Below are 15,807 nucleotides of genomic sequence, written 5' to 3'. Positions count from 1 at the left end.
TAATAAAAGATGTATGTATGAATTTTGGAGAACTGAGAGTGCTGAGTGATATTTCTTTTACTATAAAGGAAAATGAATTTGCTTCAATTATTGGTCCAAGTGGATGTGGTAAAACAACGTTATTATACCTCATTCAAGGATTAATCAAACAAACAAGCGGAGAGATAATATCTGTAGGTAAAAAGGGATTCGTTTTTCAAGATCATAACCTATTTCCATGGAAGACCATTAAAGAAAATATTCTCATCGGACCTAATGAGCAATCCAATATTGATCTAATATTAGAAAAGATTGATTTAGAGAGGTTTAGTGATTTTTATCCGAGTCAAGTATCTGAAGGAATGAAACAACGTGCAGGAATTGGAAGATGTTTAGCATATAACTCAGAGATACTTCTCATGGATGAACCGTTTTGCTCATTGGATTACTTTACCAAAATAAAAGTACAAGAATTCTTACTAACACTATGGAAAGAGAGAAAACTGACCATACTTTTTGTAACACACGATATTGAGGAAGCAATAAGATTGTCAACCAAAATAGTTGTATTATGTAAATCGCCTACAAGAGTTATAGAAATAATCGACGTTGATAAAAATAAAAGTGATGCAATAAGAAAAGAAATACTTGATCTGATCCAAAAATCCTCTGATTCTACAAAGTAAACTACATCAAATGCGGCAGTCAAAAGAAAAATGGAAAAATCTGTTTAAAGACTACCATCCAAGCGCCAGATAGGAACTGGGTTTCTGTCTGACGCTGCTTCCTGTAATCTTCCGACAGGTAAATACCGTGGAGCTTGCGCAAGCCCGTTTGGATCTGCCTGAATCTGTCCTAAAATCACCGCACAATCATCCACAAATCGATCAATTGCCGGTTTGGTAGCACTATAGGTAGGCTCAGAAAGTATGCCTTTGTGGACGGGGAAAGCAACTGTGGGAGCATAATGTCCTCGCTCAAGCAATGCCTTGACAAAGTCTGCCCAGCCAATCGGTCTTGATCTGCCATCGGCGCCTACCATAGAAAGTGTGCTAAGCGGCGTGTCAAGAACAATACCCTCGTGCATAACCAATCCCTCACTATGGGGAGGGAAATGTTCACGTAATCTGCTCTGCATGTAGTTTCCGGTAAGAACTGCAGCAGCACTTGTTTCTCGAAAGCCATCTGCGCCAAGCAGAAGTGTATACGTGTAAGCCATAACATCAGCAAGGAAATTGCCATAGGCAGAAGACAAGGTACCAATAGAATCAGGATGATCAAAGGAAAGTGCATAACCCGTTTCAGTCTGCACCACCCATGGAACAGGAAGGAAAGGTGTCAGTTGCTCATTTGCACCTACATACCCTGCACCTGGGCCTCCACCACCATGGGGAACTCCAAAGGTTTTATGCAGATTAAAATGGAACACATCAATACCAAGATCACCAAATGTTACGCGATTACTTAAGGCAACAAAATTAGCGCCATCTCCATAGACCAGTGCTCCATGCTCGTGAAGTAGTGAAGTGATGTCAGTGATTTTTTCATCATAGACACCGTACGTACTCGGATGGGTAATCATCAATGCAGCAACCTCACTTCCTCGTTCTCGCATAACTGCGCTGAGTTTTTCATAATCAAGCCGTCGTTTATCATCAGAAGGAAGAGGAACAACATTGTAGCCTGCCATCATTGCTGTGGCAGGATTAGTTCCATGCGCTGAGTCAGGTATCAACACAATCCGACGCTGTTCCCGCTGTCCATTTGATTCAAAGTACTTTGCAATCATCAAGAGCGCAGTAAGCTCGCTATGGGCTCCTGCAGCTGGTTGTAATGTTCCTGCATGAGCTCCACCCATCTCAGATAAGATACGTTCAAGATCATACATAAGGGAAAGTGCTCCTTCGACCGTAGGAAGGGGTTGATAGGGATGGAGGTATTTAAAAGCACGATAACTTCTTCTGACCAGTTGTGGTGTCTCAATCATCGTACAAGAACCGAGAGGATAGAGTTTTCCTCCTTTGACAGTACTATCAACGGATATATTTGCTGCTGCTCGGTCTGCAAATTCTTCTTCCAAAGCCCTTCTTCCTATCTCAGGAAGGAGAAGACTTGCACGACGGTACTCTGACGGAAACTCAACCCGAGGTATGCTTAGCTCTGGTAATGCATAATTATTTGCACTAGGAATATGTAACTCATTGAGTGGCCGCATATTGCTCTAATCCTCCAATTAATTTATCAAGACTCCTTTTATTTCCATTGGCCTCTGTTGCACTAATGAGTAAGACATGCTCATCTCTATTTGCATAGGGAAGAGCACGAGCAACAGGAACACCTGCTAAGATTCCTTGTTGAGATACAAGATCATGAACTATTCTCTCTGCTGGCACTGGTGTCCGTACAGCAAACTCGTTAAAGAATGTTGCTTCTGGATGGAGAGGTTCAAAGCCTGATAACCGTGCTATTTTGTGGTAAAGGTAATGCGCATTGCTCGTGGAGTGTTGTGCTGCTTGTTCTAATCCCCGAGGCCCAACCAGGGCAAGGTACAAGACATTCATGACTGAAATATAGGTCTGCGTGGTACAGGCATTTGAGGTTGCCCGTTCTCTGCGAATATGCTGCTCTCGTGTTTGAAGCCCTAAGCGATAGCCTTTTTTTCCGTCCTCATCGTTTGTTTTAAGGACTAATCTTCCCGGAAGCTGTCGGAGATGCTTGTTATCCATTGACGCAATGCCAAGGATACCTACATGAGGACCTCCATACCCTAAAGGAATGCCAAAATGTTGTCCCTCACCTGCATAGATATCAGCGCCATACTCTCCAGGAGGCTTTGCCAATGCAAGTGAGATCTGATCACCACCACCATAGACAAGATACAATGCTCCTTTGCTATGTACCGGTTCAGCATGACCATTCATACCATCAAACAAACCCCAGAAATTTGGATTCTGAACAACAACGACGGCAGTGTTGTCATCAACACGATCTGCAATCTCCTCAACAGATGTTGTACCCTCACGCAAAGGAATACGCACTAATTCCATATTCCGTGGTCTCACATACGTCTCAATATTTCGCATGGCTGTTGGATGAACAGCATCAGAAACAAGGATTTTATTTCTTTGAGTAATACGACAGGCCATCAGTACACCTTCAGCCAGCGCATTTGGCCCATGATAAGACCCTGCATTCACAACGCTCATACCGGTCAGTGCAGCCATGATGCTCTGGTAATCAAAAAGCGTGGTCAGAATACCCTGAGCAGCCTCAGCTTGATAGGGTGTATAGGGTGTTAAAAAATTGCCGTGTGAAGCGAGCCGAGCCACTGCTGGTGGTATAACTCGTTGGTAAAATCCCGCTCCCATAAACATGTTAGAAGGCTTGAAACGAGCATTTGCATCTGCCAGATTCTGAACAAAGTCTGCCACCTCTGATTCAGTCATTGCAGAACGCAAAAAAGAAAGCTTTCCGTCATGCTGATGCTCCTTGGGAACAATGGCATCATAGAGCTCATCAAGAGAACTAAACCCAAGATGTGCAAGCATTGCTGCTTGTTCATCAGAACTTGCTCGAATACATGAATGTGCCAAGGTTATCACACGCATGACAGAGACACTGCTTAAAATACTTTTCTGTTTTATCGACGCTAAATTTGGTGATTTTCGCCCCCAAATGAGGACGATTTGTCACCTTAATGTTTGTTTCTACTTCCAAGCATCTTGCAACATTGCTACCAGTTCAGCTGTTTGTTGAGCAGGGAAAACATAGTGCATCTCGGTAAATCTTCTGCGGAATTGAGATACCTCTGGTCCTACGGTCATTTTGTGTTTAACAACCTCAGCGACATAGCCAGCAAGTGTCCTAAAATCTGGTTCTTTCATACCAAAGCGGGTCATCTCAGCAACTCCCATACGAATGGCGCTAGCATGGCTAAATCCTAAATCTGTAGGAGACCCTTGATTGTTGGTTATAATATTATTTCGCCGTAAGAGCTGAGCGACTGCAGGTCCATTGCCGATACCAACATTCAGAATGACCTGATGTGTCTCTGTATATCCTCGTGCTGGATTTCCTGCAACCGATAATCCTTCATCAACCAATCCTTGGGCATAGGCTTTTGCATTAGCCAATACTTGTACTTGATAGGGTTCACCGAATGCCTTAAATTCGTATGCTGCACCAAGCAAAGCAACAAGGGTTCCAAGATGATGATTACTTAATTTACCCGGAAATTCTCTCTGAAGTATTGCATTCCACAGACCAGCATACTCAGTACCCGGATCCATGCGACTGGCAATACATCCTCGTTGTGGTCCAGGAAAGGTTTTGTGCATCGATCCTGTTAATATATCAGCTCCTTCTTGAAGAGGCTGTTGAAAGTGCGGGCCGAGCAAACCTATGACATGAGCACCATCATACATGATGATTGGTCGTGGATTCCGGTCAGCAACAAAATCCGCTATCTCTCTCACTGGTTCTGGATAAATAAACATGCTCTTTCCAAAGATGATGAGTTCTGGTCTATATCGTTCAATGGCTTCCTTTGTTGCTTCAACATCAATGGCATAAGGATCTTCTGAATGGACAGGGAATGGATGGACTGCTGGCCGATCAAGGACAGGATCTATGGCTACCGTATCTCGCATAGCCCCGAAATACTGCTGACTGAGATGACCACCACGTATCAATAAATTCGCAAGGACTGAGCCCATTCGTCGAGGTTCTGTTCCCCTCATTCTTGCTCGGTTCAGCCATTGAACCATGGCACTGAACACTGCCTCATTTGCCTGCTGCCCACTGATAGGTCTTGCCTCAACTTGAGATGCGCCGAATATATCTCCCAATGCTGCCCTGACCTTTTCTTCAACCCGAAGGATAAATTCTGTTCCCTCATAGTAGGCAATATCAGCAGAATCTAACCCTAATGCCTTAAGCTGTTGATGCTCTCCATATCTTCCCATAGCATCGCAAATGGATAAGGTACGGACAAGTTCAGAGGGTGTATTCTCTGAGGGGATGAGATTAATGGTGTTATGTTGTCGGTATGCAGTTTGCTGTGCAGCTTCATGTACTAAATCTGCCGCCAACCCCGAGTAATGATCCGTTGTCAATTGTGGAGATCTCCGTGGCTGCTCAGGATGAATAATCGGATGAACATAGGGAGCTAAGGCACGCATATTGGCAGTAACAATGTACGCTAAGGATTCTCGGCCAGATTTAGGGTCACGAATAGTGAGTACTTGTCGCTCTGGCTCTCCTGCTTTTGAAGGAAAGAGTGTTGCATCAAGATAAGCAAGGGCAATAGGTCTATTGATTCTTCCTTCAGTTGGCTGACTTAAAATGCCATCCTTTGAGAATTCCCAACTAGGAACCGTTGTACCACTCGTCACATACCCTACTCTCTTACCATCCAGATACACTTCATGACCTGCTCGTGGAGGCGCTCTTCCCGGACCATCAAGGTTGTCATTCATAATCGCCAGTTCAAGTACTACACGTGGTAAAACTCGCTCTTCGAGTGGCTGATCATAGTGCACACCATGCCGTGTTCTAGCCACTCTTTCTTCAGCTTGTCTGAAGAGTGCTTCCCTTCCAATGAAGTCTCCTTTAGCATCTGAAAAGCTCACGCCAGCAATTTTAGCCAAGGGGATAGCACCTATCGGAATCGGATTCCCCTCAGGATCAAGGCCAAGTTCATGACCGTAGAGTGGAAGCGCAGCCTCTAACCGTAAGGTATCACGAGCACCAAGTCCGATAGGTTTAACACCATAATGCTGTCCGTGGTCAAGTAATGCTTCCCAGAGATTGACTGCTCTATCTGTAGGTACAAAGAGTTCATAACAGACAGGCTCACCAGTATATCCGGTACGCGCTGCACGTAGAGAAATACCGTCAAAAAAAAGGACCGAGGATCTATTTCGTTGAGGATCTGGCAACAAACCTTTAAGAGTTTCTCTCGCGAGTAAATCATTGAGAAGATGGGTTGATCGTGGGCCTTGGAGGGAGATCATTGCAAACTCACCAGAAATGTCGCTGATAGCGTAATCACCACCAATACGATGCGCCTGCAGCCAATCCCAATCTTTCTGTCTATTTGCGGCATTTACTACAACCATATATTGCTGATCACCAACGCGGTAAAGATAGGCATCATCAACCGCAAAACCATGCTCATCCGGAATAAGCGTGTATTGAGACATCCCTACGCTATCCAATGTAGCTGCATTGTTGGTTAAAACACGCTGAACATAGGGTAATGCATCACGACCAGAAACCAGAAAGCGTCCCATATGACTGACATCAAACAGACCAGCAGCAGTTCTGGTTGCTAAATGCTCATCGATAACACCAGAATACAGGATGGGCATGTCAAATCCACCAAAGGGCATCATTTTTGCGCCATGAGCAATATGCCAGGCATGAAGAACAGTCTGAGCAAGATCTCCACTATGATCTTCCATTCCAATCACCCCTCCCACATTCTGAAATTACGGTAAATAAAAGACATACAAATTATTTTCAAGAGGGAACGTGCAGAGATATATAAAATTATTGGACAAAAAACATGCGACGGGCGGGATTCGAACCCGCATCCACACCGTGGCAGGGTGCGATCCTAGCCATTAGACTACCGTCGCAGGATCATTGTTTCCTTAGTGAAGTACTAAAGGAAAGTGGGTCCGCCCGGACTCGAACCGAGGATCAGCGCCTTGTAAGGGCGATGTCATAGCCACTAGACCACGGACCCAGCACTGCAAAGGGGTCTGGAGTTCTTTTTAAACGTTTCGAAAGGTTACGTTATATGGAGCATGGTCTTCAACTCATGAATCGTCTTCTCCTTAGCACTTGGATCTTTGGTAAAGACCTCATGGGGATGTTCTTTCATAGAAAACAGTGCAAGCTCATAGAGTACACGGTTCAATGCGCTGCCCTTAGAAGTAAGTTCATATTCCACCACCAGGGGTGTTACGGTTACCACTTTCTTTGTAATAATATCACTCTTTTCAAGATCTTTTAAACGAAGAGAAAGCATACGCGTACTTAAGGTAGGATTTGCTGCAAGAAAATCGCGGAAGCGTCTTTTCTCAAGAAAAAGATCACGAATGATATTGATAGCCCATCTTCCTCTGATATACGCCATGGTTTTTTCAATAGGACAACATTTTAGCGATTTCATTCTCCTCACCTTGTTATCATTTTGTTACAAAACGTATTTATATTACAAGAGTTTACCTATGGAAACCAGTAGAGAGATATAAATCTTTCTTGGAGGTGGATAACATGTGCGAATGTAGCCAAGGTGCTAGCCAAAGTGGGTGCTGTGAAACATCAGGTAGCTGCTGTGGAAAGTCCCAAAAGTCTTGCAGTTATGAAAGTGGCTGTGAAATGACTGACATGGTTTTTCAGCTTGCCAATGAGGCATGGGCTGAGCTTCTCAAGGAGAAGATGAAAGAAGAATATGAGAAAACCATGGGAGACCACTTGCAGAAACTTGCCGAAACTGGTGTGGAAGGCTGTATGAAGCATTGGCAGGCTAAAATGCAATCGATGAAAGAATGCGAGGCATTCAAGCAAAAAGTAAACGATACGATGAGCTCCTCGTGAGCTTTCTTTTTTCTTTTATTTTGTCCTCTTATTTTCAGTAATTAATTCTCTCGGATATTTCGTAACCCTTAAATACTCCCCCTGTTATCTCAGTAATATGCTTACCAAACGACTTGGTTTTATTGGTGCAGGGAAAATGGCCTCTGCCATGATTGCTGCGTTGATTCTGCGAAAGGTGAGTAAACCAACCGACATTATTGCCAGTGCTCCCCATGAATACCAGCTTGAAGTTCTTCAGGGAAAAACCCTTATTGAGACGACAACTGATAACAAAGTAGTCGTTATTGAATCAGATATTGTCTTCCTCTGTGTGAAGCCAGCAATGATGAAAACCGTTCTTGCCGAGATTAAAGAACGGGTAACACCACACCATCTGTGTATTTCTATTGCTGCAGGCATTCCCTTGAAACAACTCGAATCTTGGTTAACGAGTTCGAAAAATCAACAGCCGAGAGTTATTCGGGTGATGCCCAATACTCCCTGTTTGGTAGGTGAGATGGCTGGAGCCTATGCCTTGGGGAGTTATGTTATTCCGGAAGATAAAACACTCATAAAAACAATCATGGATGCACTCGGCAACGTATTCTGTGTTCCTGAGGAAGATTTAGATGCCATTACTGCCTTAAGCGGCAGTGGCCCTGCATACTTTGCCCTGTTTACTGAACTGTTGATTGAGTCGGCAGTTGCGCATGGATTATCCAAAGAGGTTGCAACTGAACTTGCGGTGCAGACCTGTTTAGGAACGGGAAAACTCCTGAAAGAACAGCAACTTGCTCCCTCGACGCTCATGACGCAAGTTGCCTCACCTGGTGGCACCACTGAACAGGCCTTAAAGGTGTTTCATGCTTCTCGGTTAAAGGAAACAATTGCAAAAGCATTTGCAGCAGCAGTACAACGAAGTAAAGAATTACAACAGGCACGATGAGCGTCGCAACTCGTGAAAAGAATATTCAGGCAATAAGTAGTACCGCAAGAAATGCTTCACTGGTACTGGCAGCCCTCCCCACAAAAGTAAAGAACAACGCATTGCAAGCAATGGCAGATGCACTTGTCACAAACAAGGAGAGAATCATCAGGGAAAATCAGAAGGATATTGCAGCTGCAGAGAAGCTTGTTGCTCAAGGAAAGCTTAGCAAGGTCATGCTGAAGCGTCTTTTGATTGATGAAGTAAAGATCCGTGAGATGAAGGATGGGTTGCTTGCGGTTATGAAATTAGATGATCCATGCGGTAAAACCTTGAACGCTCTTGAGCTCGATCACAATTTAGAGCTCTACCAAGTAACCTGCCCTATCGGGGTTATTGCCTGTATTTTCGAATCTCGTCCAGAATTAGTACAACAGATTTCCAGCTTGACGCTTAAATCAGGGAATGCCATTATCCTTAAAGGAGGTTCTGAAGCAACATACTCTCATAGAGTACTCGCAGACATTTTTACAATAGCGGTTGCAGCAGGAGAAGGTATTCCTCAGGGATGGATGCAGCTTGTTGAAACACGCGAAGAGGTTGCTGAGTTACTTAAGCAAGACAGGTATATTGACCTCCTTATTCCCCGAGGAAGTGCTGCACTCGTGAAATACATCAAAGCAAACACCACAATTCCTGTCCTCGGTCATGCCGAAGGTATCTGCCATGTTTTTGTTGATCGTCATGCAGATCTTGATAAAGCATTGTCCATTACCTATGATGCAAAAGTACAATATCCGAGTGTCTGTAATGCCATGGAAACGCTCCTTGTTGATCAAGCAATTGCCCAACGTTTTTTACCATTGATTGCAAAGAAATACCACGATGCAAACGTCGAGATGCGTGGCTGTCCTAAAACAAAGGAAATCCTGAATGGCTTTTTGGTAAACACGGCAACCGAAGAAGACTGGAGAACAGAATACAATGATCTTATCGTTGCTATAATGGTAGTTGATGACCTTCAATCGGCAATTGATCATATTAATACCTATGGATCTAAGCATACAGAAGCCATTGTCACCGAACATACCAAACGTGCACATCTCTTCATGCTGAGGGTTGACGCTGCCAATGTCATGCATAACTGCTCAACACGCTTTAGTGACGGCTATCGCTATGGAAAAGGCGCAGAGATTGGTATTAGCACTGGAAAGATTCATGCCCGAGGCCCTGTAGGGCTTGAAGGATTAGTTATTTACAAATACCTTCTCAAAGGCAATGGCCAAGTCGTGGCAACCTACTCAGGAAAAAATCCCAAAGCATTTACGCACCGTCCACTCAAAGAAGAATTTAGATATTAGGGTATAGCTCTACATGTCTCAATAATATTCATACAACGTTCAGATCATGGGGGTTTTAGAGATGATTGCAAACGAAAGAAATCAAACTACTCATCAGACATTAATCGAAAAGATCATGTCACATCAGATGGGGCATGCTGTTTCTGCGGGAGAGGTTGTTGATGCACCACTCAATCTTATGTGGGGCTGTGAAATGACGGTCTATTGGGCATTTAAGCAGCTCAAACGATCAGGATTTCTTTCAGGAGCATATGATGACCAAATTACAGAAAACACAAAACGCCTCGGATTAGTGTTTGATCATTTTATTTTACCAACTCCACAAAAACTCATTCCTATTTTTGAGGATGGAAGAGCAAGAAGTCAGAAGTATGGATTTGAAATTTTTGAACCAGGCCATCAGGGAGGTATCCAACATCGACTTTTTGAAATGATGGGGATGTTAATGCCCGGTGATATTGCTATTGGAGCAGACTCTCACTCAACAAGTGGTGGTGCGCTCGGAGCAATGGCTACTGGTGTCGGATCGACTGATTTGGCAGTAGGCATACTTACCGGAAAACTTCCTCTCAAAGTACCTGAGAGCATACAGGTTAATCTTGTCGGAGAATTACGAGACGGAGTTACTACCAAAGATCTTATTCTTTACCTCGCAGGCTTATTTGATGAAAGTGGGGCAAACTATGCTGCCTTAGAATACACTGGTCCAGGCATTGATTCTATTGCTATGTACCAAAGATTTATTCCTGCAAATATGGCTGTCGAGTTAGGAGCAAAGGCAGGGCTGTTTCCCGTTGATCAAAAAACCCTCGACTATCTAGCAGCAACTGCTGAAAGGTTTCCTCAGCGAAGTAGATTTCAACCAAGGGATAGTGACTTTTATCGATCATTAAGGCCTGATGAAGGCGCTCATTATGCCTTTACTGTAGAAATAGATCTGGGAAAGATTCCTCCCATGGTTGCCTTTCCCTACTCTCCAAGCAATGCGCTCGGCATAGAACAAGCACGATACGCACTGAAGCATTGGAGCACAATGCCTCAGGCTATTCACCGGAGACTAGAGCATGTTGTTGACGGTCGTGAACCAGCAACTGTCTGGCCCATGAGCATAAATGGTGTTTACTGGGGTGGATGCACCAATGGCAGAAGCGATGATTATGCTGCTTTACGTCCCCGTATAGCGAGAGCGAGGTTTGCAGCAGGCGTAGACGTAGTACTTAACCCCGCATCAGAAGATGACATGACCCAGCTCCAGAGAGAAGGAATCTGGCAGGAATATCAAGCTGCTGGAAGTAGAACTGAGGGACCAAAATGTGGTATGTGTTTTGGAGCGAGCTCTGAATGGAAACAACCCGGATGGAAGATTCAAGTCACGAACAGGAATTTTAGAGGACGATTTGGTCAAGGTGTTGAGGTTCTTCTCACCGGAGCAGATGCAGCAATAGAAAGTGCCATTGCTGGAGAACTTACTGCGCCGGTTTCAACAGGTAGATTTTACGAGAATGAAGAAGTGTTAGGAGCGAGCATCGAAGGGCTTGTTGCAACAACCACTGAAGTACGAGCAAAAGCCCTTGCGTCCCGGTATAATGCTTCAGTATTACCTATGCACGATGATACTCTGTCCCGTGGTTCAGGATTGTATGCATGGAGATTTGGAGATGATATTAACACCGATCAAATGATGAATGCACAAGCATGCAAACTTGAAGATCCTCGTGAATATATGCAATTCCTTCTCCGTGATGGAGGAAATCAAGCATTTAATGACTATTACCGCACAAGAGAATGGAATTTATCAGGTGATGTCATTGTTGGTGGGCATAATTTCGGCTGTGGGAGTTCACGTGAAAACGCAGCTGAGTCAGTTCAATTATCAGGAACAAGGGGCATTGTTGCTGGAAGCTTCGCACGAATATTCTGGAGAAATGCCATAAATCTCGGTGTCCCTCTCTATGAGATTGGCGATGCTGTTGAAGATATCAGGGAAGGAGATCGCTTAATTCTCGATCCAGATGCAATGATGGTCCATAATACCACTAGAGGAAATACGTACGCGGCAAAACCCTTACCGGAGTTATCACAGAGAATTCTCAACGCAGGTGGTGTGATGGAGTACATTCGGGCACAACACTCGTAAACAGGTGTTCAAGCAAGTGAGGATCTGTAGAAACCTATTTAAAAGCAAAGCAATTCTGGGTTTATTATGCACAAAGATTTTGAGCGATTGTACCAGAAAAACATCGAACAAACAACTAAAGATATCCGCAAGGCCATTACCTGGGACGTCCATCTCATCCAAGCAGTTAAGTATCTTGATGAATTAGACAAAACCAGCAATCTTTTTGCAAAAAGACTCCGTGAATGGTACAGCTTTACGCTTCCCGAACTCTCTCGCGATATCTCTGATCATGAATTATTCAGTTCCCTCATTCTGACAAAGACGCGAGAAGAGCTCATGAAAAGCGTGCATTCCAATCCCGAAGATTCTTTAGGCGTTCCCTTGCCACAAACAGATATGCACGAAATCATGGAGATTGGAAAAACCATACAGTATCTGTATGAGAAGCGCAAGCACTTACTGGAGTATATTGAAAAGACCATGAAACATTACTGCCCCAATGTTCTTGTGCTCACCGGACCTACCTTAGGAGCGAAGCTCATTGCCCTTGCCGGTGGCTTTCGACGATTGACCATAATGCCTGCTTCGACCATCCAGCTTTTGGGTGCTGAAAAAGCCCTGTTCAGGCATATGAAAAATAAAAACAGTCTGCCGCCCAAGTATGGCATCCTCCATGAACATCCGTTAATTTCGCAATCCAAGAAAAAAAATCACGGAAAAATTGCACGAACTCTTGCCGATAAGATTGCCATTGCTGCACGGGTTGATTATTTCCACGGCTCATTTATCGGTAATAAATTAAAAGAAGAAATAGAACGAAAAATCGCTGAAATCACGAATTAAAGTCTGACTCATAGAGGTTATGAAGGAGGTCATCATGAAATACAAGATCAATGGAACACTTATGCAGACGGTGAATTTTGAATTAAAGAAAAATGAGAGCATCTTTTCAGAGCGAGGAAACATGGCCTGGATGTCTGACAATATCCGGATGGAGACAAACATGAAGGGTGGATTGTGGAAAGGAATTAAACGAAGATTAGCAGGAGAAAGTATCTTCATGAATACCTTTACGTGTGAAACAGGAACAGGGATTATTACGTTTGCTGCTGAATTTCCTGGTAAGGTATTAGTCATGACCTTAGATCAGGGAAAAGAATATATCTGCCAGAAAGATGCATTTATGTGTGCTGAAGAAACCGTTGTTCTGGAAATGCATTTCCGCAAGCGATTTGGTGCTGGTCTTTTTGGTGGTGAAGGATTTATTCTTCAGCGTCTTACAGGCAAAGGCCTTGCATTCGTTGAACTTGCCGGAGAGATTACTGAGATGAATTTGTCAAAAAATCAAGTACTCAAAGTAGATACTGGTCATATCGCTATGTACGAGCCTTCGGTTGACTTTGATATCCAATTTGTTAAGGGATTTAAGAACATTTTTTTCGGTGGTGAAGGACTCTTTTTAGCCACGCTTCGTGGACCAGGAAAAGTCTGGCTCCAGAGCATGCCCCTAGCAAACCTTGCAGGAAAGATTGGAAGCTATCTCATGACCGGAAAAGAAGCCGGTGGCTCTCGCCGAGGATTGGGCAGTATTATTGATAGCTTTGGCACAGGCATTTAGTTATAAGGAGGTTATTAATGGCATCATCCTTTATGGTATGGACGCTGATTATTTTTTTTGCTCTGCTTGTTATGTTTTTCCCAAGAATATTATCACTCGCCAATGCGCTGTATGAGAAAGTCTATCCACCAGAGTTAGCGGGAAGATACCGGCGATATACATTAACGCAGATGAAAGAAGTAAAATCTGAATTAGAAGATAACCTTCAAGAAAAGAATGAAAAACAAACAAGAGAAAAAAATGTATAACACGAGGCAAGCATATGCAAGAACGCATTCATGAAACTAAATTCCAGGGTATATTCACAAGAAAAGGAAAAGAAAAACTCCTGACCCGTAATCTGACACCAGGAAGAAGCGTCTATCAGGAGCGATTAGTGCGAGAAGGGAATGTTGAATACCGCGAGTGGAATCCACGGAGAAGTAAGCTTGCAGCTTCACTCATCAATGGCGTCAGTCAAATCGGACTTAAGCCAGGATATACGGTTCTTTATCTCGGTGCAAGTACAGGGACAACGGTAAGCCATGTCAGCGATATCGTTGGAAATGGTGGATTCATTTTTGCGTTGGACATTGCACCAAGAGTAACCAGAGAACTCGTTTTTCTGGCACAGCAACGGAAAAATATTGCTCCCCTATTAGCAGATGCAAGCCAGCCTCAGACCTATGCATCCCGTATCACTCCTGTTGATTATATCTATCAGGATATTGCCCAACGGATGCAAGCAGAAATCTTTCTCAAAAATATGCGTTTGTTTCTTAAGCCAGATCGTTTTGGATTTTTGTGCGTAAAGGCTCGTTCGATAGATATTGCCAAAAAGCCAAGACAAGTTTTTCGAGAGGTTCATGATTACCTTGCCCAGCACGTAAACATCGTTGACAAGAGAGAGCTTGAACCCTATGAGAGAGATCATTGTGTTTTTGTTGTGAAGAACAAATAAGCAGATAAAGACGGAGAAAACCATGCACCTGGTTGATGTTCATTGTCATCTTACTGATGATATCTTTTCTCATGATCTGGATCAAGTTATACAGCGTGCAGGTGAGGCAGGTCTTACTACGCTGGTGAGTAATGGCCTTGATCCAACAAGTAACCGTGCAGTACTTGCCTTGGCACAAAAATACCTTCTGGTAAAGCCAGCGTTAGGCATTCATCCGATTTCTGTTGCAGGGCTTGATGAAACAACTATTGCTGAGGAGATCGTATTTATCACAAAGCAACAGAAAAAGATCGTAGCTATTGGAGAGTGTGGGCTGGATTATAAGCATGTTGAAGATCCAGTAAAACAAAAAAAAGTGTTTCAAAACCTTCTTCTCCTCGCAAAGACGATCAAAAAACCCGTTATTGTTCACTCACGAAAAGCAGAGGAAGATGTCATTACCCTTCTTGAGGGTGCACAGCTCACCAAAGAACAAATTGTCTTGCATTGTTTTACTGGCAGACGAGCGCTTATCACGCGAGCAATAAGCAATGGCTGGTATTTTTCTATTCCTGCAATTATCAATAAGGATCAACACTTCCAGCGTCTCGTCGGGGAATGCACGATAAACCAACTACTCACCGAAACTGATGCACCCTATCTTAGTCCAGAGCGAGGAAAGCGAAATGAACCAATCGCCGTTCAACAAACCGTGCAAGCAATAGCAAAACTCAAGCAGATGGATGTTATTGAAGTAGCAAATAATATCTTCATGAATTACCAACGTGTTTTTGGTACTCGGTGAATCTTAGTAGAGATCTTCCTCACGATTCCGTTGTTTGCATCAACTTCAACAAGATCGCCGTCTTTGAAGATCTTTGTTGCAATTCTTGTTCCTATGATACATGGTTTGTTCATCTCACGTGAAACAATTGATGCATGAGAGGTAACTCCTCCTTCATTGGTAACAAAAGCAGAAGCTTTTTCCATTGCAGGAATAAAGTCAACAGAGGTCATTGTTGTAACCAATATATCCCCTTTAGATAATTTATAGAAATCGTTTGAACTTAATATTACTTTAACTGTTCCTCTAACTTTTCCCCTATTCGCACTTAAGCCACTAAGAAGAGCGATACCTTTAGTGTTATTCTCTGATTGGCAGTAGATTCGATTTTAAACTAACCTATGCCGCCGCGACTGGCGGCATGACGGACATTTTGTGCGCAAAATGTCCTACTCGCCACCCCGAATGGGGCAACCCCCTGCTCGCCATGCGCCAGCGGCGAGTCCTCTGACTGT

Annotated in this window: 15 protein-coding genes and 2 tRNA genes; 10 read left to right on the top strand and 7 right to left on the bottom strand. The window is 43.6% G+C overall.

The genetic code is table 11. The annotated features are described in order from the left end of the window. Positions 1 to 17: 17 nt before the first annotated feature. Positions 18 to 665, top strand: a complete 648-nt coding sequence (locus tag HYW21_08730; GenBank protein ID MBI2549406.1) for an ATP-binding cassette domain-containing protein — start codon at positions 18 to 20, stop codon at positions 663 to 665. Positions 666 to 709: 44 nt separating this feature from the next. Here HYW21_08730 and HYW21_08725 read toward each other — a convergent pair whose 3' ends face one another. The 6 genes from HYW21_08725 to HYW21_08700 form a co-directional block, all read right to left on the bottom strand. Then, positions 710 to 2,194 (bottom strand): aminotransferase class V-fold PLP-dependent enzyme, encoded by a 1,485-nt coding sequence (locus tag HYW21_08725; protein MBI2549405.1) that lies wholly within the window; start codon positions 2,192 to 2,194, stop codon positions 710 to 712. Then, positions 2,178 to 3,587 (bottom strand): aminomethyl-transferring glycine dehydrogenase subunit GcvPA, encoded by a 1,410-nt coding sequence (gcvPA, locus tag HYW21_08720; GenBank protein MBI2549404.1) that lies wholly within the window; start codon positions 3,585 to 3,587, stop codon positions 2,178 to 2,180. The genes HYW21_08725 and gcvPA overlap by 17 nt, the downstream gene beginning before the upstream one ends. A 99-nt stretch (positions 3,588 to 3,686) precedes the next feature. Beyond that, a complete protein-coding gene (gene gcvT / locus HYW21_08715; GenBank protein MBI2549403.1) occupies positions 3,687 to 6,443 on the bottom strand; it encodes a glycine cleavage system aminomethyltransferase GcvT in 2,757 nt (918 codons plus the stop codon). A 105-nt stretch (positions 6,444 to 6,548) separates the two neighbouring features. Then, positions 6,549 to 6,620 (bottom strand) — tRNA-Gly (locus tag HYW21_08710). A gap of 37 nt (positions 6,621 to 6,657) precedes the next feature. After that, positions 6,658 to 6,730, bottom strand: a tRNA-Val gene (locus tag HYW21_08705). A gap of 45 nt (positions 6,731 to 6,775) precedes the next feature. After that, the gene (locus tag HYW21_08700) at positions 6,776 to 7,159 is read right to left on the bottom strand and encodes a helix-turn-helix transcriptional regulator (protein ID MBI2549402.1); all 384 of its coding nucleotides are present in this window, start codon (positions 7,157 to 7,159) and stop codon (positions 6,776 to 6,778) included. A gap of 104 nt (positions 7,160 to 7,263) precedes the next feature. Here HYW21_08700 and HYW21_08695 point away from each other — a divergent pair, with 104 nt between their 5' ends. The 9 genes from HYW21_08695 (at position 7,264) to HYW21_08655 (ending at position 15,313) form a co-directional block, all read left to right on the top strand. Further along, on the top strand, positions 7,264 to 7,587 hold the full coding sequence (locus HYW21_08695; GenBank protein ID MBI2549401.1) for a hypothetical protein: 324 nt from the start codon (positions 7,264 to 7,266) through the stop codon (positions 7,585 to 7,587). Between the two features lie 97 nt (positions 7,588 to 7,684). Further along, on the top strand, positions 7,685 to 8,512 hold the full coding sequence (gene proC, locus HYW21_08690) for a pyrroline-5-carboxylate reductase (GenBank protein MBI2549400.1): 828 nt from the start codon (positions 7,685 to 7,687) through the stop codon (positions 8,510 to 8,512). Next, the gene (locus HYW21_08685) at positions 8,509 to 9,852 is read left to right on the top strand and encodes a glutamate-5-semialdehyde dehydrogenase (GenBank protein MBI2549399.1); all 1,344 of its coding nucleotides are present in this window, start codon (positions 8,509 to 8,511) and stop codon (positions 9,850 to 9,852) included. The genes proC and HYW21_08685 overlap by 4 nt, the downstream gene beginning before the upstream one ends. A gap of 61 nt (positions 9,853 to 9,913) precedes the next feature. Next, positions 9,914 to 11,989, top strand: a complete 2,076-nt coding sequence (locus HYW21_08680; protein ID MBI2549398.1) for a hypothetical protein — start codon at positions 9,914 to 9,916, stop codon at positions 11,987 to 11,989. Between the two features lie 66 nt (positions 11,990 to 12,055). Then, positions 12,056 to 12,814 (top strand): hypothetical protein, encoded by a 759-nt coding sequence (locus HYW21_08675; protein MBI2549397.1) that lies wholly within the window; start codon positions 12,056 to 12,058, stop codon positions 12,812 to 12,814. 34 nt (positions 12,815 to 12,848) lie between these two features. After that, positions 12,849 to 13,589, top strand: a complete 741-nt coding sequence (locus HYW21_08670) for a TIGR00266 family protein (GenBank protein MBI2549396.1) — start codon at positions 12,849 to 12,851, stop codon at positions 13,587 to 13,589. 17 nt (positions 13,590 to 13,606) lie between these two features. After that, positions 13,607 to 13,837, top strand: a complete 231-nt coding sequence (locus HYW21_08665; GenBank protein MBI2549395.1) for a hypothetical protein — start codon at positions 13,607 to 13,609, stop codon at positions 13,835 to 13,837. 14 nt (positions 13,838 to 13,851) lie between these two features. After that, the gene (locus tag HYW21_08660; protein MBI2549394.1) at positions 13,852 to 14,529 is read left to right on the top strand and encodes a fibrillarin-like rRNA/tRNA 2'-O-methyltransferase; all 678 of its coding nucleotides are present in this window, start codon (positions 13,852 to 13,854) and stop codon (positions 14,527 to 14,529) included. 22 nt (positions 14,530 to 14,551) lie between these two features. Then, entirely contained in the window at positions 14,552 to 15,313 is a 762-nt protein-coding gene (locus HYW21_08655) for a TatD family hydrolase (protein ID MBI2549393.1), read from the top strand. Here HYW21_08655 and HYW21_08650 read toward each other — a convergent pair. Next, a complete protein-coding gene (locus HYW21_08650; protein MBI2549392.1) occupies positions 15,286 to 15,537 on the bottom strand; it encodes a hypothetical protein in 252 nt (83 codons plus the stop codon). The two genes, HYW21_08655 and HYW21_08650, sit on opposite strands and share 28 nt — an antisense overlap. Between the last annotated feature and the right edge of the window lie 270 nt (positions 15,538 to 15,807).

This window comes from Candidatus Woesearchaeota archaeon, assembly GCA_016187565.1.
Taxonomy (GTDB): domain Archaea; phylum Nanobdellota; class Nanobdellia; order Woesearchaeales; family JACPJR01; genus JACPJR01.
The sequence above is the reverse complement of the archived record's forward strand: the minus strand, read 5'-3'. Positions and strand labels throughout refer to the sequence as shown.

Excerpts from the sequence above, each read along its gene's own strand:
- HYW21_08730 (MBI2549406.1), top strand. The coding sequence starts at position 18 with ATGAATTTTGGAGAACTGAGAGTGCTGAGTGATATTTCTTTTACTATA.
- HYW21_08680 (MBI2549398.1), top strand. The coding sequence starts at position 9,914 with ATGATTGCAAACGAAAGAAATCAAACTACTCATCAGACATTAATCGAA.
- HYW21_08660 (MBI2549394.1), top strand. The coding sequence starts at position 13,852 with ATGCAAGAACGCATTCATGAAACTAAATTCCAGGGTATATTCACAAGA.
- HYW21_08725 (MBI2549405.1), bottom strand. The coding sequence starts at position 2,194 with ATGCGGCCACTCAATGAGTTACATATTCCTAGTGCAAATAATTATGCA.
- HYW21_08675 (MBI2549397.1), top strand. The coding sequence starts at position 12,056 with ATGCACAAAGATTTTGAGCGATTGTACCAGAAAAACATCGAACAAACA.
- proC (MBI2549400.1), top strand. The coding sequence starts at position 7,685 with ATGCTTACCAAACGACTTGGTTTTATTGGTGCAGGGAAAATGGCCTCT.
- gcvPA (MBI2549404.1), bottom strand. The coding sequence starts at position 3,587 with ATGCGTGTGATAACCTTGGCACATTCATGTATTCGAGCAAGTTCTGAT.
- gcvT (MBI2549403.1), bottom strand. The coding sequence starts at position 6,443 with ATGGAAGATCATAGTGGAGATCTTGCTCAGACTGTTCTTCATGCCTGG.
- HYW21_08655 (MBI2549393.1), top strand. The coding sequence starts at position 14,552 with ATGCACCTGGTTGATGTTCATTGTCATCTTACTGATGATATCTTTTCT.
- HYW21_08700 (MBI2549402.1), bottom strand. The coding sequence starts at position 7,159 with ATGAAATCGCTAAAATGTTGTCCTATTGAAAAAACCATGGCGTATATC.
- HYW21_08670 (MBI2549396.1), top strand. The coding sequence starts at position 12,849 with ATGAAATACAAGATCAATGGAACACTTATGCAGACGGTGAATTTTGAA.
- HYW21_08695 (MBI2549401.1), top strand. The coding sequence starts at position 7,264 with ATGTGCGAATGTAGCCAAGGTGCTAGCCAAAGTGGGTGCTGTGAAACA.
- HYW21_08665 (MBI2549395.1), top strand. The coding sequence starts at position 13,607 with ATGGCATCATCCTTTATGGTATGGACGCTGATTATTTTTTTTGCTCTG.
- HYW21_08685 (MBI2549399.1), top strand. The coding sequence starts at position 8,509 with ATGAGCGTCGCAACTCGTGAAAAGAATATTCAGGCAATAAGTAGTACC.